Annotated in this window: 29 protein-coding genes and 1 pseudogene; 7 read left to right on the forward strand and 23 right to left on the reverse strand. The window is 62.7% G+C overall.

From position 1 onward, the window contains the following. Positions 1–86: 86 nt before the first annotated feature. Positions 87–320, forward strand: a pseudogene (locus BLV27_RS19740) (NAD-binding protein); the annotation flags it as partial. A gap of 95 nt (positions 321–415) precedes the next feature. Then, complete coding sequence (locus tag BLV27_RS10455; RefSeq protein WP_170831423.1) at positions 416–778, forward strand: BrnA antitoxin family protein; 363 nt, start codon at positions 416–418, stop codon at positions 776–778. A gap of 198 nt (positions 779–976) precedes the next feature. Here BLV27_RS10455 and BLV27_RS10460 read toward each other — a convergent pair whose 3' ends face one another. Further along, on the reverse strand, positions 977–1,624 hold the full coding sequence (locus tag BLV27_RS10460) for a DsbA family oxidoreductase (RefSeq protein WP_092645669.1): 648 nt from the start codon (positions 1,622–1,624) through the stop codon (positions 977–979). Positions 1,625–1,792: 168 nt separating this feature from the next. On the opposite strand from BLV27_RS10460, the gene BLV27_RS10465 reads away from it, so the two are divergent. Further along, positions 1,793–2,167, forward strand: coding sequence for a winged helix-turn-helix transcriptional regulator (locus BLV27_RS10465; RefSeq protein ID WP_092645671.1), 375 nt, complete (start codon positions 1,793–1,795; stop codon positions 2,165–2,167). 137 nt (positions 2,168–2,304) lie between these two features. Here BLV27_RS10465 and BLV27_RS10470 read toward each other — a convergent pair whose 3' ends face one another. The 11 genes from BLV27_RS10470 to BLV27_RS10515 all read right to left on the reverse strand — a co-directional run bounded on the left by BLV27_RS10470 (position 2,305) and on the right by BLV27_RS10515 (position 10,759). Continuing rightward, positions 2,305–3,294, reverse strand: coding sequence for an ABC transporter substrate-binding protein (locus BLV27_RS10470; RefSeq protein ID WP_092645673.1), 990 nt, complete (start codon positions 3,292–3,294; stop codon positions 2,305–2,307). A gap of 48 nt (positions 3,295–3,342) precedes the next feature. Next, complete coding sequence (locus tag BLV27_RS10475; protein ID WP_092645675.1) at positions 3,343–4,176, reverse strand: ABC transporter permease; 834 nt, start codon at positions 4,174–4,176, stop codon at positions 3,343–3,345. Further along, positions 4,173–5,168 (reverse strand): ABC transporter permease, encoded by a 996-nt coding sequence (locus BLV27_RS10480; RefSeq protein WP_092645677.1) that lies wholly within the window; start codon positions 5,166–5,168, stop codon positions 4,173–4,175. Before BLV27_RS10480 ends, BLV27_RS10475 begins: the two co-directional genes overlap by 4 nt. Beyond that, positions 5,165–5,584: a GNAT family N-acetyltransferase gene (locus BLV27_RS10485; RefSeq protein WP_092645679.1), complete on the reverse strand. Its 420-nt coding sequence runs from the start codon at positions 5,582–5,584 to the stop codon at positions 5,165–5,167. Before BLV27_RS10485 ends, BLV27_RS10480 begins: the two co-directional genes overlap by 4 nt. After that, a complete protein-coding gene (locus BLV27_RS10490; protein ID WP_092645681.1) occupies positions 5,581–5,763 on the reverse strand; it encodes a hypothetical protein in 183 nt (60 codons plus the stop codon). Before BLV27_RS10490 ends, BLV27_RS10485 begins: the two co-directional genes overlap by 4 nt. Next, positions 5,760–6,533, reverse strand: a complete 774-nt coding sequence (locus BLV27_RS10495; RefSeq protein ID WP_092645683.1) for an ABC transporter ATP-binding protein — start codon at positions 6,531–6,533, stop codon at positions 5,760–5,762. Before BLV27_RS10495 ends, BLV27_RS10490 begins: the two co-directional genes overlap by 4 nt. Then, positions 6,530–7,021 carry a hypothetical protein gene (locus BLV27_RS19550; RefSeq protein ID WP_139176598.1) on the reverse strand — a complete coding sequence of 164 codons (492 nt, stop codon included), beginning with the start codon at positions 7,019–7,021 and terminating at the stop codon, positions 6,530–6,532. Before BLV27_RS19550 ends, BLV27_RS10495 begins: the two co-directional genes overlap by 4 nt. A 34-nt stretch (positions 7,022–7,055) precedes the next feature. Continuing rightward, a complete protein-coding gene (gene hydA / locus BLV27_RS10500) occupies positions 7,056–8,519 on the reverse strand; it encodes a dihydropyrimidinase (RefSeq protein ID WP_092645685.1) in 1,464 nt (487 codons plus the stop codon). Positions 8,520–8,530: 11 nt separating this feature from the next. Next, positions 8,531–9,160, reverse strand: a complete 630-nt coding sequence (locus tag BLV27_RS10505) for a LysE family translocator (protein WP_092645687.1) — start codon at positions 9,158–9,160, stop codon at positions 8,531–8,533. Between the two features lie 10 nt (positions 9,161–9,170). Beyond that, positions 9,171–9,431, reverse strand: coding sequence for a hypothetical protein (locus BLV27_RS10510; RefSeq protein ID WP_092645689.1), 261 nt, complete (start codon positions 9,429–9,431; stop codon positions 9,171–9,173). Positions 9,432–9,499: 68 nt separating this feature from the next. Then, entirely contained in the window at positions 9,500–10,759 is a 1,260-nt protein-coding gene (locus tag BLV27_RS10515) for a Zn-dependent hydrolase (RefSeq protein WP_092645691.1), read from the reverse strand. A gap of 148 nt (positions 10,760–10,907) precedes the next feature. Between BLV27_RS10515 and BLV27_RS10520 the strand changes: the two genes are divergently transcribed. After that, entirely contained in the window at positions 10,908–11,513 is a 606-nt protein-coding gene (locus tag BLV27_RS10520; protein WP_092645693.1) for a TetR family transcriptional regulator C-terminal domain-containing protein, read from the forward strand. A gap of 37 nt (positions 11,514–11,550) precedes the next feature. On the opposite strand, the gene BLV27_RS10525 is transcribed toward BLV27_RS10520, so the two are convergent. The 5 genes from BLV27_RS10525 to BLV27_RS10545 form a co-directional block, all read right to left on the reverse strand. Continuing rightward, positions 11,551–12,528, reverse strand: a complete 978-nt coding sequence (locus BLV27_RS10525) for a homocysteine S-methyltransferase family protein (RefSeq protein ID WP_092645695.1) — start codon at positions 12,526–12,528, stop codon at positions 11,551–11,553. A gap of 149 nt (positions 12,529–12,677) precedes the next feature. After that, entirely contained in the window at positions 12,678–13,982 is a 1,305-nt protein-coding gene (gene preA, locus BLV27_RS10530) for an NAD-dependent dihydropyrimidine dehydrogenase subunit PreA (protein WP_092645697.1), read from the reverse strand. A gap of 20 nt (positions 13,983–14,002) precedes the next feature. Further along, positions 14,003–14,824, reverse strand: a complete 822-nt coding sequence (locus BLV27_RS10535) for a class I SAM-dependent methyltransferase (RefSeq protein ID WP_092645699.1) — start codon at positions 14,822–14,824, stop codon at positions 14,003–14,005. A gap of 117 nt (positions 14,825–14,941) precedes the next feature. Beyond that, on the reverse strand, positions 14,942–15,481 hold the full coding sequence (locus BLV27_RS10540) for a hypothetical protein (protein ID WP_092645701.1): 540 nt from the start codon (positions 15,479–15,481) through the stop codon (positions 14,942–14,944). Then, complete coding sequence (locus BLV27_RS10545; protein WP_092645703.1) at positions 15,478–16,809, reverse strand: NAD(P)-dependent oxidoreductase; 1,332 nt, start codon at positions 16,807–16,809, stop codon at positions 15,478–15,480. Before BLV27_RS10545 ends, BLV27_RS10540 begins: the two co-directional genes overlap by 4 nt. A gap of 85 nt (positions 16,810–16,894) precedes the next feature. Between BLV27_RS10545 and BLV27_RS10550 the strand changes: the two genes are divergently transcribed. Together BLV27_RS10550 and BLV27_RS10555 are read left to right on the forward strand one after the other, a co-directional pair. Next, positions 16,895–17,188 carry a DUF1330 domain-containing protein gene (locus BLV27_RS10550; protein WP_092645705.1) on the forward strand — a complete coding sequence of 98 codons (294 nt, stop codon included), beginning with the start codon at positions 16,895–16,897 and terminating at the stop codon, positions 17,186–17,188. Between the two features lie 101 nt (positions 17,189–17,289). After that, positions 17,290–17,913, forward strand: coding sequence for a helix-turn-helix domain-containing protein (locus BLV27_RS10555; RefSeq protein WP_092645707.1), 624 nt, complete (start codon positions 17,290–17,292; stop codon positions 17,911–17,913). On the opposite strand, the gene BLV27_RS10560 is transcribed toward BLV27_RS10555, so the two are convergent. The 6 genes from BLV27_RS10560 to BLV27_RS10585 form a co-directional block, all read right to left on the reverse strand. After that, positions 17,897–18,289: a hypothetical protein gene (locus tag BLV27_RS10560; protein ID WP_092645709.1), complete on the reverse strand. Its 393-nt coding sequence runs from the start codon at positions 18,287–18,289 to the stop codon at positions 17,897–17,899. The two genes, BLV27_RS10555 and BLV27_RS10560, sit on opposite strands and share 17 nt — an antisense overlap. Then, the gene (locus BLV27_RS10565; protein ID WP_092645711.1) at positions 18,286–18,633 is read right to left on the reverse strand and encodes a hypothetical protein; all 348 of its coding nucleotides are present in this window, start codon (positions 18,631–18,633) and stop codon (positions 18,286–18,288) included. Before BLV27_RS10565 ends, BLV27_RS10560 begins: the two co-directional genes overlap by 4 nt. Before the next feature lie 102 nt (positions 18,634–18,735). Then, positions 18,736–19,749, reverse strand: coding sequence for a patatin-like phospholipase family protein (locus BLV27_RS10570; RefSeq protein WP_092645713.1), 1,014 nt, complete (start codon positions 19,747–19,749; stop codon positions 18,736–18,738). Next, a complete protein-coding gene (locus tag BLV27_RS10575) occupies positions 19,746–20,312 on the reverse strand; it encodes a carboxymuconolactone decarboxylase family protein (protein WP_244504620.1) in 567 nt (188 codons plus the stop codon). Before BLV27_RS10575 ends, BLV27_RS10570 begins: the two co-directional genes overlap by 4 nt. Continuing rightward, positions 20,305–20,616, reverse strand: coding sequence for a pentapeptide repeat-containing protein (locus BLV27_RS10580; RefSeq protein ID WP_211605502.1), 312 nt, complete (start codon positions 20,614–20,616; stop codon positions 20,305–20,307). The genes BLV27_RS10575 and BLV27_RS10580 overlap by 8 nt, the downstream gene beginning before the upstream one ends. Beyond that, a complete protein-coding gene (locus BLV27_RS10585; protein ID WP_092645715.1) occupies positions 20,613–21,386 on the reverse strand; it encodes a 3-hydroxybutyrate dehydrogenase in 774 nt (257 codons plus the stop codon). The genes BLV27_RS10580 and BLV27_RS10585 overlap by 4 nt, the downstream gene beginning before the upstream one ends. Before the next feature lie 339 nt (positions 21,387–21,725). Between BLV27_RS10585 and BLV27_RS10590 the strand changes: the two genes are divergently transcribed. Then, positions 21,726–23,558, forward strand: coding sequence for an extracellular solute-binding protein (locus BLV27_RS10590; RefSeq protein ID WP_092645718.1), 1,833 nt, complete (start codon positions 21,726–21,728; stop codon positions 23,556–23,558). Positions 23,559–23,565: the final 7 nt, after the last annotated feature.

Genomic DNA, 23,565 nt, shown 5'->3' on the forward strand with positions numbered 1-23,565 from the left:
CCTTGTGTGATCCAGGCACACAGTCAAAACCCAACAAGCCGACATTCAGGCCAAGCCCGGCGAGTGGCAGCAACGAACCCTATGGGGCCGGACTGAACGGCGAAGCGGTGGTCGATGTGATACAGGGCGGGGTGGCCGGAAGCTGGCAAATGGTCAATAGGCACAAGACGAAGCTGGCTGGTGAATTTGAACACGGGTTCGCCGTCGACTGGATGCGCAAGGACTTGGCGATCTGCCTCGCTGAAGCTGAGAACGTGGGCGCGTCGCTGATGGCGCGGTGTGGAAACGTGGCGAGTGATCGACGTCGGATGCACGGGTGACCCACGGGTGATCCGCGTCGGACGTGCCGCGCATTAACCGTTTGCCAAGTGCTCACGCTCAGCTTGCCCTTTCGATGACACCAAAAGGGGCGACCATGGCGACGAAATCAGCGCAGAAACAAACCTCGGAAATGATCGCGATGATGATGCGGTTCCAATGGGACATGGCACACGCCGCGACGCGCGCCGAGCGGGTGCCGGAGGATTGGCGACAGGTCTGGCAAAACCGCAGCCAGAAAAAACGCAAGGTGAGCCTGTATGTCGACGAGGACGTCTACAAGCTCTTCCGCTCGATGGGGGCGGGAATGGGGCCGCGCATGAATACGGTCCTGAGCGCCTTCGTGCGCGCCCGGCTGGCGGGCCTGCTGGAAGGCGAGGACCTGGTCGTCGAGGCGCGCGAGGCTTGGATGGGTAAGCCGAAGCCCACGGTAGGGGAGATCATGGCGCGGTTAGAGTGAGGCGTGCATCAAGGCGGTAAGCAGACGTTTGCTGCGGTCTGTATCAAGGTCTGCCTTGCTGACGAAGCCAAGCTTGATCGCGGCAGTGCGAAGGTCGATTCCGGCCCAATCCTGCCATTGCATGGCACTGGATGGGCCCAGTTCCTTGATCGCTTGCGCTTTGGACTTCGTTTCCTCCAGCGATGATGGCTTGCAGTTTCAGGCGGCTTTCGCCGCCTTCAACTGTTCCAGAATGCTGGCATAGGTCGCTGCGCCCTGTGCTCCTGTGACAAGATGCTGACGCTCGAAAATCACGGCGGGCACGCCTTGCACACCCCGGTCGGTCCAGAATCGTTCCTTTTCCCGCACAACCTCGGCGCGCTCGCCACTGTCCAGCATGGAGGAGGCGGCACTTTGATCGAGTCCGATCTCTCCTGCCACCTCGGCCAGCACCCCGATGTCCGACACATCGCGGCGATCGGTGAAGAATGCCGCAAAAAGCGCCATCTTGGCCTCATGCCCGCGGCCCTGATCCTCGGCCCAGTCGATCATCTGGTGCGCGCGGAAGGTGTTATACATCCGCATGTCGTCCGCGTAGTTGAAGGTGAACCCGAGTGCTGCCCCCATTTCGGTCAGCCGGGCACGGGCCTCGATGGAGCCTTCTGGCGTGGTGCCATACTTCGCCGCGAGGTGCGCGCGCAGGTTCTCGCCGTCCTCGGCCATGCCGGGGTTCAACTCAAATGGATGCCAATGCACCTCGATGTCGATGCCAGTGTCCCGGGCGGCGCTGGCAAGCTGGTGGTAGCCAATCGCGCACCAGGGGCAGACCACGTCCGAGACGATATCGACGTGAATGGGGTTGGTCATGGAGTCACTCCTTGTAGTTGGCGGCGTGGGCGGCAGTGGTCCCGCCGATCCCGAAGGCCCGAGGCCAGGGTTTGACTCGGCCGCAGCTTGACCTTTATTTGCGAAATCAAGAAAGCATAAGCAACCAGTATACTTTTAGTAACCTGGGTCATCGGAGGCTCTGACAGGATGGACGCAAGGGTCGAAGAAGATGCGAAGGGCCGCAGACAGGTTCATGGTGCCTGCGTCGAGCCCTGCGCCATCGAACGCGGCATGCGGATCATTGGCGGTAAATGGACCGGCTCAATCCTGTGGCACCTAAAGGATGGGCCGGTGCGCTTCAATGATCTTGCACGCATGATCGGTGGCGCATCCAAGAAGATGATCACCGAACGTTTGCGTCAGTTGGAGGCGCAGGGTCTCGTGTCGCGGAAGGTCATGGATACCGCGCCCGTGTCCGTCCACTACGAGATTACCGAATTGGGCCGAACCGCCCTCGGATTTCTTGATGAACTCAGAAATTGGAGCGAAACCCTGCCCTCGGGCATGAACGCGAATGACTGACGGCACCTGGGGCATGTCTCAATTCGGCTCGAAGCTGGCCTTCGACGCGTCGTGACCAAAAGACCGCTGAGGGTCGTTCAGCGCTTGAAAAAAGGGCGCCCTGTCGGACGCCCTTTCCCTTCGTATTAAACGGTTTCTCAGTTCAGCGCGGCGTCCGTGATCACTGATGTCCAGGCACCCTCGGGGGCCGCCGAGATCACCGGGTCGGAGCCGCCGGCCAGCAGGGTGTTCACCGTGCGCTGGTAGTCGGCCTCGTCCAGCGAACCGTCGGAACCGGCGGTCAGCTTGGCGATTTCTTCCATCATGCGCAGTTGCGCGGCCTCGGTCTGGGCACCGGTCTCATCGTTTTCGATGATGATCTCGGCGGCCTCGGCGGGGTTGGCCTCGGCGTATTTCCAGCCCTCCATCGAAGCGCGGACGAAGCGGGTCATCTTGTCGACGAAGGCCGGGTCTTCGAGGTTTTCCTCCAGCACCCAGATGCCATCTTCCAGTGTGGCGACGCCCATATCCTCGTACTTGAAGGTCACGAGTTCATCTGGGGAGACGCCCGCGTCCAGCACCTGACCGTATTCGTTGTAGGTCATGGTGGAGATGCAGTCGGCCTGGCGTTGCAGCAGGGGATCGACGTTGAAGCCCTGCTTGAGGACGGTCACGCCATCCTCGCCACCGTCGGTCGAGATGCCTTCCTGCGACATCCACGACAAGAAAGGGTATTCGTTTCCGAAGAACCAGACACCGATGGTCTTGCCCTTGAAATCCTGCGGGCCGGTGATGCCGGTGTCCTTCCAGCAGGTCAGCATAAGGCCCGAGGTCTTGAAGGGTTGGGCGATGTTGACGACCGGCAGGCCCTTCTCGCGCGCCGAGAGGGCCGAGGGCATCCAGTTGAGCATCGCGTCGGCACCGCCACCGGCCAGAACCTGTGGGGGCGCGATGTCGGGGCCGCCGGGCAGGATGGTCACATCGAGGCCTTCCTCCTCGTAGAAGCCCTTGTCCTTGGCGACGTAGTAGCCGGCGAACTGGGCCTGCGTGACCCACTGCAATTGCAGGGTCACGGTATTGGCGTGGCCATCGGCCATCGCAGGGGCGGCAAGGGCCGTGAGGGCCGTGGCTGCTATTAGGTGCTTCATGTCTCTCTCCGTTGGTTGGGCCGGTCGGCCCGTTAATGCGGGGCGGGTTCAGGCCCGTCCTCGCTGTGATGGGTGCCAGAAGGTCAGCCGTTTTTCGAGCAGGGCAATCGCCCCGTACCACAGGCTGCCGGTGATGGCTGCAACGACGATAGCGGCCCAAACAACGGGCAGGTTCAAGCGTCCGACCTCGGTCGAGATACGAAAGCCGATACCATAGGTCGGGCTGCCGAAGAATTCGGCGACGATCGCGCCGATCAGCGCAAGGGTCGTCGCGATCTTCAGGCCGTTGAAGATGAAGGGGAGGGCGGCCACTGCCTTGAGGTAGCGCAGCTCCTGCCTGGGGGCGGCACCGTATGTGCGCATGAGGTCGCGCTGCATGGCTGTCGTGTCGGCCAGCCCCGCGACGGTGTTCACAAGGACCGGGAAGAAAACCATGACGACGACGACCGCAGCCTTACTCTCCCATCCGAAGCCGAACCACATTACCAGGATGGGCGCGGTGCCAACGATGGGCAGCGCGGCGACGAAATTGCCGACGGGCAGCAGACCCCGGCGCAGGAAGTCCGAGCGCGCGACCAGCAGGGCGGTCGCAATGCCAGCCGCACAGCCCATAAGCCAGCCGCCAAACGCGCCCTTGAAGACAGTCTGGATCCAGTCGCCACGCAGGGTTTCCGCATTCTGCGTGAGGGCTACGGCAATGGATGTGGGCGCGGGCAGGATGACGGCCGGGATATCGAAGAGGCGCGTGGCCATTTCCCAAAGGATCAGGAGGGTCAAACCGAACAGGAGCGGGGCAGCCCAACTGCCGATCGCGCTGCGGGCGACGCGAACGTTTGCCGCCCAGAGCGCGGCCCAGACGCCGAGGAGCGCAAGGCCGCTCATGACAGGCCCATCCGCTTGAGCGTCAGACGTTCCGCCAGGGCGATCAGCGCCACGAGGCCTGCTGCGACGATGGCCGCGCCGAAAAGCGCGGACCAGATCTGCACTGTCTGGCCATAGTAGCTGCCCGCAAGCAGCCGCGCGCCGAGGCCGGAGACGGCACCCGTCGGAAACTCGCCCACGATGGCACCGACAAGGGCGGCGGCGACGGCGATCTTGAGGGACGCAAAGAGGTAGGGGAGGGACGTGGGCAGGCGCAGCGTAAAGAGGGTGCGCATCGCCGAAGCGTTCCACGTGCGCATCAGGTCGAGGTCCGAAGAAGAGGGCGCGCGCAGGCCTTTGACCATGCCGACCGTCACCGGAAAGAACGACAGATACGCAGAGATGATCGCCTTTGGCAGCACGCCTTGAATACCGATGGAATTGAGCACCACGATAATCATCGGGGCGATGGCAAGGATCGGGATGGTCTGGGAGGCAATGGCCCATGGCATGACGCTGAGGTCCATCAGGCGCGAATGCACGATCCCGACGGCCAGCGCGATACCCGCAAGCGAGCCGATCACGAAACCCAGCAACGTTGGGGCCAGCGTAATGCCCGCGTGGCGCACGAGGCTTTGCTTGGAGGTGATTTTCTTGCCGACCGTGCTGTCCCACAGCTCCGCGATGACCTGATGCGGGGAAGGCAGGCGGGGCCGGTCCTGGGCAAAGGCGCGGGCAATGGCTTCCTCCGGGGTGGCGAGGGTCAGGGCGAGGCCCGACATGTCGCGCCGCTCCTGCGCGGTGGCGGGAGAGACTGCGATGCCTTCCCGCTCGGCCAGCATCAGGCTGTTTTGTGCGTTCATCGGTATGCAGGCCAGATACCACAGGCCGATCAGCGCCGCGATCACCACCAGAACGGGGCCGAACCGATGCGGCAGCGCGCGGACGACGCGCCCCACGCGACCAGACCGTCCGATACCCGCGCCGGGGGCGGAAAGAGGCGTGTCCGTCATCGTCGCCACTCCATCAGGATTTCGGGGATGCCGTCGTCGCCCGGCAGATCACGAGCGACGACGCGGAACCCTTCGCGGGCGTAGAAGCGATGCGCCGCGGCGTTGGCCGTATGGCTGCGCAGTTGCAGCCGATCGCGTCTCTGCTTGACGTGGGTCAGCAAGACGCGACCCACGCCGTTGCCGGGAGCGGCGGCATAGAGCCCGACGATGTGATCGTCTTCCGTCTTCATCGACAGGTAGCCCTGCACCGGGTCGCCAGCGACCCAAGCCTCCCGCTGTGGGAACCCGTCGCGCAAGATCGCCTCCAGACGGTCGTAACCGGGACTGGCAGGCATCCAGTCGGTCGCGGCGAACCAGTCATCAACGATGCGCGCGCAGACGGGCGCATCTTCGGCGGTGGCGCGGCGCAAGTTCATTCATCATCCTTCCGGCTGCGCCGCCACAGGCGCATCACCGATGTCGCGATAACAAGGTAGCCGACGAGGTTCAGTGCGCTTCGCGAAGGCATCGCGTCGAACCGTTCCGCCACCAGGAACCAGACCACAATGGCGATCACGGCCAGATCGGCTGCGGTTTCGGCCAAATCGCGGTTCATGACACCTCCATCCCTTCGCGCAGACCCTCGCGAACGCGGTGGGCGATTTCCAGAAATTCGGGGCTGTCGCGAATGTCGAGCGGGCGGTCACGCGGCAGGGGGCTGTCGATGATGTCGGTGATCCGGCCCGGACGCGGGGACATGACGACGATCTTGGTGCTCAGATACACCGCCTCGGGGATGGAGTGGGTGACGAAGAGCGTGGTCTTGTTGGTGCGCTTCCACAGGGCCAGAAGTTCCTCGTTCAACCGGTCGCGGACGATTTCATCCAGTGCACCAAACGGTTCATCCATCAGCAGGATCGGCGCGTCGAAGGCCAGCGCGCGGGCGATGGAGGCGCGTTGCTGCATGCCCCCCGACAGTTGCCAAGGGTATTTGTTGGCGAACTTGTCCAACTCCACCAGTTCGAGGACGTCTTCCATACGCTTGGTGCGGTCGGCGCGGGAGTAGCCCATGATCTCCAGCGGCAGGGTGATATTCTTCCCGATGGTGCGCCACGGGTACAGGCCGGCGGCCTGGAACACGTACCCGTAAGCCCGCGCTTTGCGGGCCTCGTCTGGCGTCATGCCGTTGACGGTCAACGTACCGCCCGTCGGCGTTTCGAGCGCCGCGACGCAACGCAGGAACGTGGTCTTGCCGCAGCCCGAGGGGCCGATGAAGGAGACGAACTCGCCTTCAGAGACGTCGAGGGAGACGTCCTTGAGCGCGTGGACTGGGCCGTCACCGGTCTGGAAGGTGAGGTCGAGAGATCGGGCGGAGATTGTCGTCATTGGTGATCCTCATAACCTGTCCCAGTGTTTGCGAGGCTATTGGCAAGCTCTGCGCCAAAGCTCGATAGAAGCGTGTCGATCGCGGTTATTCCAATAGAAAGGCTCTGCTTTCTGTCCTCAAATCGAAGGTTATGATCTCGGAACTGGACGCGCCCATGTACTACTGAATTTCGGAGTAGGCGTGTGGTTTGTGCGAGACCTAACTGACGGCAAACCTCGATTCCATCATCAAGCGTTTTTGACGAACCTGAAGACCACTCATTCCAAGCGTTAGACACCTTCGGGTCGGATAATGCCTTCTCTAAGGCAATTTCTCGCGGAAGGGCGACAAGGTGATACAAGAGCGAAAGAAGTCGTGTCTGCCTTGAGACACCGTTGCCGAGGGCACCGTTCGGGAGGGCATAGCGTGCCTCGACCGTTCTGACGGCCGTTTCGAGAGCACCCGAATTTGCAGCTAGCATCAAAATCTGATGTTCGATGAATGCCAAGCGGGGTGCGTCATGCATTGCACGCGACTGCAAATCAAACCCCCGCTGGAATGTTCATCGGGTTGCGCTCGATCTTGCGCGGCGTGTTCAGGGCTTTCCACTTGGTCAAAGCCTGCGACGCAGACGCGAACGGTTTGCGCCGCACGAATTTCCCGCGGCCCGGCTGCGGCTGCGAGTTCTGGCCGTGGGCCCAGATGACGTCGCCGCGCGACAGGGTGTAGCGAGGGGCGGCGGAGAGTTCCATGCCGTCGAAGACGTTGTAGTCGATGATCGACTTCTGTGTGGCGACCGAAACGGTGCGGTGGATCGACGGATCCCAGACTACCAGGTCAGCGTCGCCGCCCACGGTGATGCCCCCCTTCATCGGGTAGATGTTGAGGATCTTGGCGATGTTGGTGGAGGTTGCAGCGACGAATTCCTCGGGCGTCAGGCGGCCGGTGTCGACGCCCTTGGTCCAGAGCATTGACATCCGCTCCTCCAGCCCGCCGGTGCCATTGGGGATACGGGTGAAGTCGCCCACGCCCATGCGCTTCTGTTCGTCGTTGAAGGCGGCGTGATCGGTGGCGACGACCTGAAGCGATCCCGACGCAAGACCCGCCCACAGGCTGTCCTGATGCGACTTGTCGCGGAACGGCGGGGACATGACGCGGCGGGCGGCGTATTGCCAATCCTTGTTGAAATACTCGCTCTCATCCAGCGTCAGATGCTGGATCAACGGCTCGCCATAGACGCGCATCCCTTTCTGGCGGGCGCGGCGGATGGCCTCGTGCGCCTGCTCGCAGGAGACGTGAACGATGTAGAGCGGCGTGCCGGCGGCATCGGCGATCATGATGGCACGGTTCGCGGCCTCGCCCTCGACTTCCGGCGGACGGGAGTAGGCGTGGCCCTCGGGGCCGGTGATGCCCTGAGCCATGTATTTCTGCTGCAACTCCTGCACGATGTCGCCGTTCTCGGCGTGGACCAGCGGCAGGGCACCCAGTTCGGCGCAGCGGCGGAAGGAGGCGAACATCTCGTCGTCCTCCACCATCAGGGCACCCTTGTAGGCCATGAAATGCTTGAAGGTGTTGATACCGCGTTCTTTCACGACCTCTTCCATCTCTTCGAAGATGGTCTCGTTCCAGCCGGTGATCGCCATGTGATAGGAAATGTCGGTGCAGATCTGGTCCTTGGACTTCTTGTCCCAGGAATCGATGGCGTTGAGGAGCGAGCCGTCCTCGCCCGGCAGGCAGAAATCGACCAGCATCGTGGTGCCACCGGCGGCGGCGGCGAAGGTGCCGCTCTCGAAGGTTTCGGTCGCAGTGGTGCCCATGAAGGGCATCTCCAAGTGGGTGTGCGGGTCGATGCCGCCGGGGATGACGTAGGCGTCCGTGGCGTCGATCACCTCGTCGCCGTTCAGGTTCTCGCCGATCTGGGCGATCGTCTCCCCTTCGATCAGAACGTCTGCTTTCCACTGACGGTCGGCGGTGACGATCGTGCCGTTCTTGATGACCTTGGACATGTGAGGGCTCCTTACAGACGGGTGGTGGCCAGCTTCGCGCCGAAGCCGATGAAGACGATCCCGGTGACCCCCTTGATCCAGCGTTGTACCGGACCGGATCGGGCGAGGCCGAGAACCCGGCCCAGGGCGAGGATCATGAGGGAAAACCAGGCGAGATTGATAAGTGAGTGTACCACCACCAATGACATCGCGGAGCCCGCGCTGCCTCCGGCGGGAATGAACTGCGGGAACGCGGCGAGGTAGAAGATCGCGACTTTGGGGTTGAGCGCGTTGGTCAGAAACCCTTCCCTAAAGGCGCGCCAAAGGGTGCGGCGGCGCGCGGCCGGCGTGACGGATGCCTGTGCCGCGTCGCCCCGGATGGCAGTTCGGACGGCCTTGAGCCCGACCCAGGCGAGATAGGCTGCGCCCGCGATCTTGACCACCGTGAACGCCTGCGCCGACTGCGTGAGGATGACCGAAACCCCAAGGATCGCGAGTGCGCCGTGCAGGTAGAAGGCCGCGACGAATCCCGCGACATTGGCGAACCCGACCGCGCGCCCCGAGGTTGGCACGGTCCGGGCGATCAGCACGCCGTTGGGGCCGGGAGAGATCACCAGAAGCGTGGCGATCAGCGCGAAGGCGAGCAGCGCTTCGAAAGTCATGGTTGCTTCCTCACAGGCAGTACTGCGTGCCGCGCGGGATCAGAACGGGGTAGACTTGGCCCAGATATTCGTAGCCGTAGCAATTGTCGGCAACCCGTACGTCCTGCGCCGTCACACCCCGCGGCAGAAGGCGGGAGACGGCGAAAGGAATGGGCGCGTCGGTCGTGGCATAGGTCTGCGGATCGGGCACCGGGGCCTGCGCGGTGGGCAGCGCGCATCCCGCCAGCGCCACGAGGGGCAACAAGATTGCGGTCTTTGGAAGGGTAGGCATGATCCGGCTTCTCTGTTTCATAAATACTTCGGGGGTGTGGGGGCTTGCCCCCAGGGCGCGATATAGGTTCAGGAGGTCACCTCGGCCGTCTCGACCACGGCATGCAGCAGCACATCGGCCCCTGCCTTGGCCCAATCCTTGGTGATTTCCTCGGCCTCGTTATGGCTCAGCCCATCGACGCAGGGGCACATGATCATGGCTGTGGGGCAAACGCGATTAATCCAGCACGCATCGTGGCCCGCGCCCGAAATGATGTCCATGTGGCTGTAGCCCAGCCGTTCGGCAGCGGTGCGCACGGCCCTGACACAGGTCTCATCGAAGGTCACGGGGTCGAAGCCGCCGACTTTCTCCAGTTCGACTTCCATGCCCATGTCGGCGCAGATCTTCCTGGCGGCGGCTTGCAGTTGCGCCTCCATGTCCTGAATGACCGACAGGTCAGGGGAGCGGAAATCGATGGTGAAGACCGCCTTGCCGGGGATCACGTTGCGCGAATTCGGGTATACGTCGATGTGGCCCGCGGCCCCGACGGCGTGGGGCGCGTGGCTTAGTGCGATTTCCTCGACCTTTTCCAGGATGCGCGCCATCGCCAGCCCGGCGTTCTTGCGCATTGGCATGGGGGTGGAGCCTGTGTGGCTGTCTTTGCCGTGGACGGTGATCTGCGTCCAGGACAGGCCCTGACCGTGAGTGACGACGCCGATATCGCGGCCCTCGGCCTCCAGAATGGGCCCCTGTTCGATGTGCAGCTCGAAGAAGGCATGCATCTTGTCGCGGCGGTCGCCGACCTCCTCGGTGCCGCGCCAACCTATGCGGTCAAGCTCGTCGCCGAAACGCTTGCCCTCGGCGTCCGTCTTGTTCTCCGCCCACTCCTGCGTGTGCAGTCCGGCGAAAACGCCCGAAGCCAGCATGGCTGGTGCGAACCGCGTGCCCTCTTCGTTCGTCCAGTTGGTAACAACGATGGGATGCTTGGTCTTGATGCCCAGGTCGTTGAGCGTGCGGATCAGTTCCAACCCGCCCAGTACCCCCAGCACCCCGTCGTATTTGCCGCCCGTCGGTTGCGTGTCGAGGTGGCTGCCGACGTAGACGGGCAGGGCCTCCGGGTCGGTGCCCGGTCGCGTCGCGAACATGTTGCCGATCTTGTCGACGCCCATGGTACAGCCTGCATCCTCGCACCATTTCTGGAACAGGGCGCGGCCTTCGCCGTCGGCATCGGTCAGGGTCTGGCGATTGTTGCCACCCGCGACGCCTGGGCCGATTTTGGCCATCTCCATCAGGCTGTCCCACAGCCGGTCCGGATTGACCTTCAGGTTCTGTCCCGCGCTGGCTGTCATGCATTCCCCCGAAAATATTTGACCGTCTGGTAAAATGGACGCTACCAGAGGAACGATCCCAGTCAACAGTGACGCGACTCCGGGGGTCACGCAACGGCGGTTGCCGAAAAATCAGGCGGGGTTTCGCCCTGCCGCCCGAGGAACGCGCATGACCGACGATTCGACCCGCATCCAGAAGAACCGCCGGGCGCAAATCCTGGAGGCGGGGTTGGAGGTTTTCTCGGTCGAGGGGTTTCGCGGGGCCACGTTGGACGGCATCGCGCAGGATGCCGGTCTGTCTAAGCCGAACCTGCTCTATTATTTCCCGTCCAAGGAAGCAGTTTACGTGGAGTTGCTTGCCGGGTTGCTGGACACCTGGCTGGACCCGCTGCGCGCGCTGGATCCGTCGGGCGATCCACTTGCCGAACTGCTGGCCTATGTCCGTCGCAAGCTACACCTCGCGCGGGATTATCCGCGTGAAAGCCGGCTTTTCGCGGGCGAAATCCTTCGCGGTGCGCCGCATATGGAGGGGCACCTGTCGGGCGACTTGCGCCGGCTCGTGGATGAGCACGCGGTTATTCTCGCGGATTGGATGGATGCGGGCCACATCGCCCGCGCCGATCCGCACCACTTGATCTTCTCTATATGGGCTTTGACGCAGCACTACGCTGATTTCGACGTCCAGGTGCGGGCAGTTCTGGGCGAGGGGCGCGACCCGTGGGCCGAGGCAGAGCGCGAGGTCGAGGGGCACTTTCGCCGGGTGCTGAGGGTTTGAACGCTGGAGCGCGGCGGTCTGCTGTGCGGACCATGCGTCAGTTCGTAAAGCGCATTCTTTCAGCGGCGAGCCTCTTTCGGACTTCGCCGACCTGTTTTGCTATCTGGCCGATATGGCGCCCATCAGTGCCGCAGCACCCCCCCCAGACATTTATGTGAGGAAACCGTTTTGCAAGGCGTGCCATCTGTCCGCCAAGTTCATCGGGATCACCATCTTCAAGATGACCAAGCTTGCAAAGGTCAAGCGTTTCCATCGCGACTGCGTTCGGCATGAATCCACCTAACCGCCTAGACCAATCGCCATCTGTTAATCCCGGCTCGAACTCCGTAGGATGTGTGCAGTTTATCATGTAGTATTCTGGAGCATTGTCGGTCGCGACATCAATACGTGCGATCGCTTCCTCCAACGTCTCTCCTCCATTCAGTTTTCCGCCCTTTGCGACGAAGAACGAGATTACAACCGGCATATCGGCAGCTTTCGCCGCACGGACAAGGCCGGTCGCCTCTTCAACGCTTGAGAACGTCAAAGCAGTCACAAGATCAGCGCCCGCTTTCTTAAATGTCAGGATCTGCTCGGAATGGTAGTCCTCAGCTTCAGCCGCATCTGGTGTGCGACCAATCTTGTAGGCATCACCCCGTGGTCCGATGACGCCGCCGACGAGCATCGGCGTTTCTGGGCTATCATATTCTCGGGCGAAGGCTTTGTAGAACTCGATTCCACGAATGTTGATCTCTTCGAGACCTTCTCGGGAAAATCCAATCAACTCTCCCCAGTCCCGGCTGGCACGGTAGTGAAGGCCCTCATTGATGACGCCAAAATCATTCTCGACCGCCGCCTCCACGAGTTTGCGGTGATAGTCGGTAAGGCAGGCGACGCCGCGCTTGTCGTCAATCAGTTCAAATGCGCAGAAGTGTCGCAACTCGAACCCGTCTACATATTGGAGCCAAGTCTCGAAACCGCCCCCACAAACCATGTTGCGTCCATTCAGTTGCGGTAGCTTTTCATTTCCTGCCATCGGAGCCCCCCATCAACAAGGCACCGAAACATTATAGCAGAAAAGAGCGACGCAGTCTCGATACCTCGACAAATGGGAATGATCGGCAGCAGCTGCTCAGGGCTCGGCGCGGACATCTTGGGCCTTATGCTCAGTCCACTTTCCCTAATCTACTCTGCCGCCACCGCCCCCGGATTGTTCGGGTGTGTCGTCCAGTCGGCGGGGGTTTTTTGTACCACCTTGCCGGTGCGCGGGTCGGTCGTGCCGGCCGCCAATGGCACCATCGAAATGCAATTCTCCACCGGGCAGACCTCCACGCACAGGTTGCAGGCCACGCATTCCGCGTCGATCACGCTGAACGTGCGGTCTGGGGACATGGCGATGGCCTGGTGCGACGTGTCTTCGCAGGCGGCATAGCAGCGGCCGCAGCTGATGCAGGCGTCCTGGTCGATCTTGGCCTTGGCCACGTAGTTGAGGTTCAGGTATTGCCAGTCGGTCGTGTTCGGAACGGCGGCCCCCATGAAATCGTCGATTGAGGTGTGGCCCTTTTCGTCCATCCAGCGAGACAGGCCCGCGATCATCTCCTGCACGACCTTGAAGCCATAGGTCATGGCCGCCGTGCAGACCTGCACGTTGCCGCAGCCCAGTGTGATGTACTCGGCTGCGTCGCGCCATGTTGTTACGCCACCGATGCCCGAAATCGGCATCCCGGCCGTGGCGGGCGCACGCGCGATTTCCGACACCATCGACAGGGCAATGGGTTTCACCGCCGGGCCGCAATAGCCGCCGTGCGTGCCCTTGCCGTCGATGCTGGGGTGAGGCGACATCGTGTCCAGGTCGACCGAGACGATGGAGTTGATCGTGTTGATCAGGCTGACCGCATCCGCACCGCCGCGCCGCGCCGCCTCGGCCGGTTTGCGAACGTCGGTGATGTTGGGCGTCAGTTTTACGATGACGGGCTTGGAATAGTATTGCTTGCACCAACGGGTGACCATTTCGATGTATTCCGGCACCTGGCCCACGGCGGCCCCCATGCCCCGCTCGGACATGCCGTGCGGGCAGCCGAAGTTCAGCTCGATCCCGTCGGCACCGGTCGCCTCGACCTTGGGCAGGATGGCCTTCCAGGCCTCCTCCTCGCAGGGGACCATGATCGACACGATCAGCGCGCGGTCGGGGTAATCCTTCTTGACCCGTGTGATCTCGTCGAGGTTGGTTTGCAGGTCACGGTCGGTGATCAGTTCGATGTTGTTCAGGCCCAGCACGCGCCGGTCGGCCCCGTGGATCACGCCGTAGCGCGGGCCGTTGACGTTCACAACGGGAGGTCCCTCGGAGCCCAACGTCTTCCAGACAACACCGCCCCATCCGGCCTCGAAGGCGCGGCGGACATTGTATTCCTTGTCCGTCGGCGGCGCGGAGGCCAGCCAGAACGGATTGGGGGATTTGATGCCGAGGAAGTCGGTGGTCAGGTCTGCCATGTGTCTCTCCGTAGGGGGCCTCAGCCCTTTCTGAACGTGATTTCAACGGGTTGGATGTCTCCGGCCTCGACTGAGCGAGCCATGTTCGCGGCCTTGTCGCCCGCCGTGTCGCCCATCAGCATCGGCAGGCCGAGGCGGGGCGGCCCATGTTCGGCGATCTGCGCCTGCATTCGGGCAAAAAAGGCCTTGGCCACCTCGCCGCGGTCGGTACGCGTCTCCAGCCGGAACCCGGCGGCCCGGGCGGCGTCGAGATAGGCCTCGGGCGTGTCGAGGAACGAGTGATCGGGTGTCGCCGCCCAGGGCAGCGGGAAGTCGGGATGCTCGCCGAAGCGCATCACGTCGTATATGGCGAGTATCCCGCCGGCGTGCAGTATCCGCGCGGCCTCGGAAAAGAAGCGGGGTTTATCCGGCAGGTTCATGCCCACGTGCAGAAGGGTGACCACATCAAAGCTGTCGGTTTCGAACGGCATGTCGAGCGCGCTGCCCTGGACAAAGGTGATGTCCGGCCCGGTCAGCGCCGTCAGTCGTTGTGCCGTCTCGACGAACTCCGGTGTCAGGTCGAGCCCCGTGACTTGCGCCCCGTAACGTTCCGCGATGTGCCGCGCCGCGCCGCCGATGCCCGAGCCGACGTCGAGAAGGCGCGTCCGAGGCCCGAGGTCCAGCGGCTCCAGCAGCGCCTCGGTCGCGCTGAGTCCGCCGATGTGAAACTCGTCGATGGGCTTCAGGTGATCGGCGGTGATTTGCGCCTGGGGTATGCCCTCTGCGGCCAAGGCGGCCAGAATCCGGTCGTAAAGCCCGGCTTTGCCGTAGTGTTCGGAGATGCTCCGGTCAGTTTCACTCATATTTTCGGTCCCCACGTTTTCGAGTGAGGGATTTTATCACAAATGCCGCGTTTCGTCGCGCTGCGGGTGGGGCGGGCCGCTCCGACTTCGGTAATATGCAAGAGCTGGCCCATTCGGTCAGGCGTCCGTCACGGCATCTTCCGGGACGGCCTTGGCGGCCTCCAGCCGCGCCTCGGCTTTGTCCCGTGTGGCGGAGTCGAAGTCGTCGGCATGGCGCAGGATAACGGCCTCGCCGGTCAGGTCCTGCAATCCGCGTGCAATCAGAGTGTCGAAGGCTGAATACTCGGCCGTCGCCGTCGGAAAGTCGCTGAGCGCGTTGACCGCGCCCGATTTCGTCAGCTTCATGCGCGTTCGGGTCAGGCGTTTGGCCTTGCCCAGTTCCTCACGCACCAGTTGCTCATAGGCGAATATCGTCTGAAGCGCGTCGTATTCGATCGTGCCCGGCTCTCCTTCGGTCTGGATCAGGGCAAGGCGTCGGAAGGCCGCATCGCGCACGGGCATGACGCCCATCCGGTCGGCGTTGGCCATCAGATTACGAAGCTTTTCAAGGTCTTCCATCCCATCCACGCGGGCCAGAGCGGCGTCATTGCGGGCTGCCAACTCCTTCTCGGTCAGGGCGGCGGGTTTGGGGGCGGGGGGGGATTTAGTTTTTTTCATTGGGCAACTTGGGTCAGCGTCGCGTGAATGTCCATTGCGGCATCTCGCCCCTCGGCCACGGCGGTCACCGTCAGATCTTCCCCGCCGCTGGCACAATCACCCCCGGCCCAGACGCCGCTCAGCGATGTCCGGCCGGATCCGTCCACCGCGATTTTGCCGCGCTCCAGCGAAAGCCCTTCCACGGCTTCCATTTTCTGCCCGATGGCGCGGAACAACTGGTCCGCCTTAAGAGTCAGGCTCTCTCCGGTCGGTTTCATGTCGGCATCGACATATGCCAGCTCCACCTCTTGCAGCTGCGCGTCGCCGCGCAGGGCCACAGGCACCACACCGAACATCAGGCGCACGCCGTGGGTTGCGGCCAGGTCCTGCTCATAGCGGCTGGCGGGCATCCGATCCTGTCCCCGGCGATAGGCGATGGTGACGGTCTCGGCCCCCAGCAGCTTGGACTGCACGGCGGCGTCCACGGCGGTCATGCCGCCGCCGATCACGACGACGTGGCGTCCCACGGGCAGGGTGGTCAGGTCGGGCGATTGGCGCAGGGCGGCGATGAAATCGACCGCGTTCTGGGTGCCGGTCAGGTCTTCGCCCTCCAGGCCCAAGGCCCCGACGCCGCCCAGACCGATCGCAAGGAAAACTGCGTCGTGCTCGGCGCGCAGCGTGTCAAGGTTCAGGCCCTGGCCCAAGGCCTTACCCGTCTCGACGGTGATGCCGCCGATCTTGAGCAGCCAGTCCACCTCGGCCTGCGCATAATCGCCCACGGTCTTGTAGGCCGCGATGCCATACTCATTAAGCCCGCCCGCCTTGGGCCGCGCGTCGAACAGGGTGACGGCATGTCCATGCATTGCCAACCGGTGCGCCGCAGAGAGACCGGCGGGGCCAGCGCCCACGACAGCAACCGATTTTCCGGTATCAGGGGCGCGGGTGAACGGATGCTCTCCCTCGGCCATCATGGCGTCGGTAGCGAACCGTTGCAGACGGCCGATCTCGACCGGTTTGCCCTCGGACACCTCACGCACGCAGACCTGTTCGCACAGCGTCTCGGTCGGACAGACGCGGGCGCACATACCGCCCAGGATATTCTGGTCGAAGATGGTCTTGGCGGCGGCGTCCTCCATCCCCGTGGCGATCTGGCGGATGAACAGCGGGATGTCGATGTCGGTGGGACAGGCCGTCACGCAGGGCGCGTCATGGCAGAAGTAGCACCGGTCGGCGGCGATCATCGCCTCGTGTCCGGTCAGCGGCGCGTGCAGATCGTCGAAATTGCGGGCCAGATCCTCGGCCCCCAGCCGTCCGGCACGAATGCCGTCGAGGCGCAGTGCTTCCGTCATGGGTCTCTCCGGTTGAACTTTGTTGTGGACAGAGTGCCATGAAGTGAAATTTTATCAACTGGTAAAAAATTGGCAGGAGAAGAAAATGCCCAATGCGTACTGGGTGGCCCATGTCACCGTTACCGATCCCGACCCCTACGCACTCTATGCCAAGGGCGCGACGGAGGTATTTTCCAAGTGGAATGCGAAGGTTCTGGCCCGTGGCGGCACGGTGGTCGGGCTGGAAGGCGAAAGCTGCCCGCGCAACGTGATCATCGAGTTCGAGAGTCTGGAGGCCGCGCAGGCATGTTACGATTCGCCCGAATATCAGGCGGCGCGCAAACATCGCGTCGGCGCGGGCGAGGCGCAGATCATGCTGTTGGAGGGGGTGGAGGATTAGTCGCGCACCATTACCGGCACCGAACGCGCAGCGGCGCTTTGCCCCGGTACGCGAAAGAATATCCAGCTTGAGGCGGAGTTGCGCGTCTCCTAGAAGCGCACATGGCCCAAAGCGATGAACCCACCCTTATACGCCTGGCCCGTGAAAACGGTGCCCAGGTTCAACCTGAACCGATCGACCTTGGCGTGCGTGTGCGTGACTTGCGCAAGGCGCGCGGCTGGACCTTGGAACAGGCGGCCCAGCAGGCCGGGCTGGCCAGATCGACCCTGTCCAAGATCGAGAACGGTCAGATGTCGCCCACCTTCGAAGCGCTCAAGAAGCTGGCTATCGGTTTGGAGATCTCCGTTCCCCAGCTTTTCACCCCACCTTCCAAGGCGCAGGTTATGGGCCGTCGCGATATCACGGTCGCGGGCGAGGGGCAGACCCATGTGACCACGACGTACGAGCATGAATTGCTGGCATCATCGCTAACCAAAAAATCGATGCTGCCGTATCGCGCCCGCGTCCGGGCCCGATCCTTCGATGAATTCGACGGTTGGGTGCGCCACGACGGGGAGGAATTCCTCCTCGTCCTGACGGGCACCATCCGCTTGTTCCTTGAATTCTACGAACCGGTCGACATGAAGCGCGGGGACAGCGCCTATTACGACGCCTCCATGGGTCACAACGTCGTCTCAACCTCGCCCGAGGACGCGACGATCCTCTGGGTTACCAGTCTGGCGTGATCAGCGCGTCGCCATAGGTGCGCTTCAGGTCGATACTCTCAACCACCAAATTCGGAAAACTGGCCACAACATCGCGGAAAGCGTGTTGCCGGGCGTGGGCCTCGGCCTGCCTTACGGGGCGGTGCATCGACAGCCGCGCCAGGTTGCGACGATAGGATTCGGCATAAAGCCAATACTGGTTCGGCGTCAGGGCGGCAGCCCCGTCGCGCCCGCTGAACACGATCCGTACCCGCGCGTCGCCGGGGTCGGTGGTGTTGGGCGCATCGAACCACGCGTAGGAGGCATCGTAGTTGCCAGAGATGTCCAAATGCGCCTGAGCGGTCGATCCGATCATAAGGGCAAGGGCGGCGGCACTTGCGAACAGCGCGCCCTTCATGTGGACCGCCCCATCGGCGTCTCGGCCGTCCGGTCGTCGCCGAACCGTTTATCGTCTGACATGGCGTCTTCTCCTTCTGGGATGTAATCGCCGCTGTCTGCCAGCGACGCGTTGTCGTGCACCGGTGCGGAATAGGCGTCAGCCGGTAGGGGACCGGCGAGAAATTCGTGCAACGTCATTTGGGCCTCGTCCACGTCAATGCCTTGATTTTTGGCAATTCGCTTGGCCAGTTCGGCGGTGGAGCCGTCGGCGGCCTCAAGATCAGCGTCCGTCAACTCGGGGTAGTTCGACAGGAGCGGGTCGCGGAACGGGATCCAGTTCTCGGTGAATTCTTTGCGGCTCATGTTGTTTCCTTTCCTTTCGAAGGAAACGCCGACCGGCGGGGCAGGGTTCCGGTGCCACCAGCTTAAACCGGTGGGTCCGGTTCTGTCACTTACGCAAAAGGATTAGGCGAACATCGCTTCCAAATCGACGGAGGACTCGTTCCCGATCCGGTCGAAGTCCCGATCAAGAAAAGCATCCGCCGCGCGGTGCCCGGCGGTGCGCAGTTGCGCCATCACGATCGGATTGGCGACCGTCTTGGTAGCGACCGAAAGCTGCCGCATCAGCGGATCGTCGGCGACCATGTGGACCAGCACATCCTTCATGGCATCCGAAGGAATCTTGCCCGAACGGGTCAGCCGCTGAACGAATTCGATCGCGCGCAATTCGCGCAAGAGCGAACTGTTGAAGCTGATCTCGTTGATGCGGTTCTGGATGTCGCGCGCCGTGACCGGCAGTTCGGGCCGTTCCAGAGGATTGATGTTCACGACCAGAATGTCGCGCGGCAAATGCGGCTCGAACAGCGGAAACAGCGCGGGGTTCCCAGTATAGCCACCGTCCCAGAAAAACTCGCCCTCGATTTCGACGGCGGGGAAGAGCGTGGGCAGGCAGGCGGAGGCCAAGATGGAGTCGACGCCGATCGTCTCTCCGGTGAAGATCTTGATCTTGCCGGTGCGCACGTTGGTCGCGCAGATGCAGAATTGCGGCCCCTTGTCGGAGCAGATGGTCTCGAAATCCATTCCGTCCACGATCTTGCGCAGCGCCTGTTCCGAAAGACTGCCGGTCAGATACGGCGACACCGTGCGGCCCAGGCCGTCCGACATTTGGTAGAGGGGCGACATCTCGATCGCCTGGCTGATCGCCATGGGCGAGAACGCGTCCAGCCAGGGTGCCAGCCGCTCATCCGTTTCCGCGCCGATGTCCGTCCACAGGTTTTCCAGCGTCTCGCGCGCCAGTTCACGGCTGCCGTGGGCCAGTCCGCGTTTCACAGCCGCCCCATTCAGCGCCCCGGCCGAGGTGCCCGAGATGGCCGCGATTTCCAGCCGCTCGTCCGTGAGAATGCGATCCAGGACACCCCAGGTGAACGCCCCGTGCGCGCCGCCACCCTGAAGCGCCAGGTTGATCCGCTTTGGCGTCACCCACGCTCTCCCGAAATTTTTCGCAGCGTTTGCAGGTCGCAGGTCGTGGCGTGGCCCATCGCGCGCTTGATACCGGGTAGCAGCGCCGCGCCGTTCATCGCGAATGACAATTCGATCAGCCCGCGCTGGCCATAGAAGTGCATGACTTCCTCACGCGCCTCGGGGTCGTCGGTCCGGTCGCGGGTGACGGCGTCTGAAAGACGGATGATCGCGGGCATGGGCGCGGGCAGGGACTGATCGGCAGCCAGGATCGCATCGATGGTCGCGGGCTTCAGGCCAGCGCGGCGGGCCAAGGAGATTTCCGCTTCTACGCAACTGCCGCAATCGGCGGCCAACGCCCCGCGCAGTCGGGCGGCGGCATGAGCATCGGCGGGCAGATGAGTGACCGGATCGAGAAAGCCAAAAATCCGTTTGTAGCGGCGCAGAAGCCCCAGATCGGCATCGGCAATCCGCCGGACATAGAGCAGCGAAACACCCAGTCGTTCCTCGGCCCGCTCGATCAGCACAATCGCAATGCGCTGGGCCAGCGATGGTTTGCGAGCCGCGGCCGGGCGGTCAGCCATCGGTCCACTTCTTCAGTAGGTCCGATACCAGAACGCCGTCGATAGTCATCCCTTCCAGATTGGCATCGCAGATCGCGAAGCCCGAGAGATTGGCGTGATCGAGAGTGGCCCCCGACAGGTTCACGTCGTGAAACCGCGTCGCGGCCAGATTGACGTTCGAGAAGGTCATTCCTTCGGCGTTCACGTCGTTCAGGCGCGCGCCCATCAGGTGGCTGTCCTCGATCTGCGCCTCCTTCAGGCTGACGCGCGTAAAGGTGGAACCGTCCAGAACCCGGTTTTCGATTGAAAGTGGTGTCTGTTTCACATTGCTGTCCATCCGCCATCGACGCTGATCGTCGTGCCGGTAATTTGAGAGGCGTGGTCCGAACACAGGAACAGCGCGGTGCCGCCCAGTTGATCGATGGTGGCGAATTCCTTGGAAGGTTGACGATCCAGCAGGACTTCCTTGATCGCCGTCTCCCGGTCCATGTCGTACTTCTTCATCGTGTCGGGGATCTGCGATTCGATCAGCGGGGTCAGCACGTAGCCGGGACAGATGGCGTTGGCGGTTATCGGTTCCTGCGCGGTTTCAAGCGCCACGACCTTGGTCATGCCGACGATCCCGTGCTTGGCGGCGACATAGGCCGATTTGTACGGCGAGGCCCGCAGCCCGTGCGCGGACGCGATGTTGATCACCCGGCCCCAGCCCGCCTTGCGCATCATCGGCAGCGCGGCAGCCGTCGTATGAAACGCCGAGGACATGTTGATCGCGATGATCGCGTCCCACTTGTCGGCCGGAAACTCGTCGATTCCGGCGACATGCTGGATGCCCGCGTTGTTGACCAGGATGTCGCAGGCCCCGGCCTTCTCGATCAGGGCGCGGGCGTCGTCCCCCTTGGACATGTCCGCCTGAATGTAGCGCACGTCGACCCCGTGCGCGGCGGCCAGTTCCTCCGCAAGGGCGTGGTCTGCCTTGTTGTCGGTGAAAGAGTTCAGCACGACGTTCAGGCCGGCCCCGGCAAAGCTGCGCGCGATACCGAGACCGATGCCCGAGTTTGATCCCGTGATGACGGCGGTTTTTCCCTGAAGCGACATGGCGTTTTCCTTGAAGTCCTGTTTATGGGGACTGGACCATAAATGCTGCGTCTGCGAAAGGCGGGGACAGTGCACAACCGGGTGATCCCGCCTCCCCGTCCTGTTGAGATTTCCCGACGCATGGCAGCCTGCGAGCGAGTCTGCAAACCACAAAAAAAAACGCCGGCACAAGGCCGGCGCTAAGTCATTGAGGCAGGTTTCATACAGGCAAGAAACCTATCGAGCAGTGATGCCTTTATAGACGTTCACGTCACCGAGTCCAAGGGAAAGTTTAAGCAGCGCTCGTTAGATGTTTCGATTAAACACCAAATTGAACAGGGCGTTACCGGGGGGAAGACAATGATCGGGCAGTGTTTCCAGCGAATCAGCATCGACGTTTTCGCACGACTCGCGGTTGTGGCTGTCGTTGTCGCTCCCGTGACAGCCTTGGCGGATGGGCATGGAATCGCCCTGTACGGCGACCCTGCGCTGCCTGCCGATTACAAGCATTTGCCGCAGGTCAATCCGGCAGCGCCCAAGGGCGGCACGTTTGCGGATGGACAGGTCGGCAGTTTCGACAGCCTCAACCCCCACATCCAGCAAGGCAACACGCCTTGGCAATTGCGCTTCCTTGCCTACGAAAGCCTTATGGGCAGGGCTTGGGACGAACCTTTCACGCTTTACGGTCTTTTGGCTGAGCGGGTCGAGGTGAATGATGCGCAGACCGAAATCACCTTCAGCCTGCACCCCGATGCGGCCTTCTCGGACGGCACGACGGTCACCGTCGAGGACGTCATCTGGTCGTGGAATATCCTGGGGCAGGAGGGGGCGAATGGTCGCTATCGCAGCGCCTTCGCCAAGGTCGTCTCGGTGGAGGCTGTCGGCGGCCGTCAGGTCAGATTCCGGATTGCCGATCCGGACCGCGAATTGCTGATGTCAATTGGGCTGCGTCCTATCATGAAATCGGCTCAATACGCGGACGATCCCTCGGCATTTTTTCGCTCAGGCGTGGGCAATATTCCGATCACGACGGCCCCATATGTCATCACCGAGGTCGATCCCGGTCGTTCCGTCGAGCTGAGTCGCGACCCTGACTACTGGGGGGCGAATCTGCCGTTCAGGCAGGGCACCAACAACATCCAGACGCTGCGGATGGAGTTTTTCGGGGATGCCACCGCGCATTTCGAGGCCTTCAAGGCGGGCGAGTTGTCGACGATGCGCGAAACCAACGCCGCGCGCTGGGCACGGGATTATGACTTCCCCGCCGTCCAGTCCGGCGAGGTCGTACTATCGGAGGTGCCGCACCAGCGCCCCTCGGGCATGACTGGCTTGGTCATGAACACCCGCCGGCCGCTGTTCGACGACTGGCGCGTGCGCGAAGCGATGATCCAGGCGTTCAACTTTGATTATGTGAACGGCGTCATAAACGCGGGTGTGCAGCCGCGCATCACCAGCTACTTCTCCAACTCCCCGCTCGGGATGGAGCCGGGGGCTGCCAGCGGGCACGTGGCGGACTTGCTGGCCCCCATCTCCGATGACCTGTTACCCGACACGATCCAAGGTTACACGCTGCCGTCCACCGATGGCAGGGCCGGCAACCGTCGCGGCTTGCGGATCGCCAGCCGCTTGCTGGAAGAAGCCGGGTATTCCGTCGAAAATGGCGTGCTGACAGGTACCGATGGGCCCGTATCCTTCGAAATTATGGTGCCGCAAGGGTCTTCCGAGGTGGCGTCCATCGTCGATATCTACGTCGAGGCGCTCAAGCGGCTGGGCATCGACGTGCGTGTCGCCTCCATTGACGGGGCGCAGTTCACCGACCGGCGCAATGCCTACGACTTTGACATGATCTGGTACTCTTGGGGCCTGTCGCTCAGCCCTGGCAACGAGCAACTGGCCTACTGGGGGCCTGACGGAGTCGACACCCCCGGCAGCCGCAACCTGATGGGGGCTGACGATCCGGCCATCGCCGCCATGATCGACGCAATGCTGAGCGCCGGGTCGCAAGAGGAATATGTCGCTACCGTGCGCGCGCTGGACCGGGTGCTGACCGCCGGCCGCTACGTCGTTCCGATCTGGCACAACCCGATAAGTTGGATCGCCCATGACGCCGACCTGAAGTATCCCGTTGATCGCCTGCCGATCTATGGCGACTGGATCGGGTTTCAGCCGGATATCTGGTGGATAGAGGAGTGATCGGGTG

It is taken from the genome of Jannaschia faecimaris (assembly GCF_900107415.1).
Taxonomy (GTDB): domain Bacteria; phylum Pseudomonadota; class Alphaproteobacteria; order Rhodobacterales; family Rhodobacteraceae; genus Jannaschia; species Jannaschia faecimaris.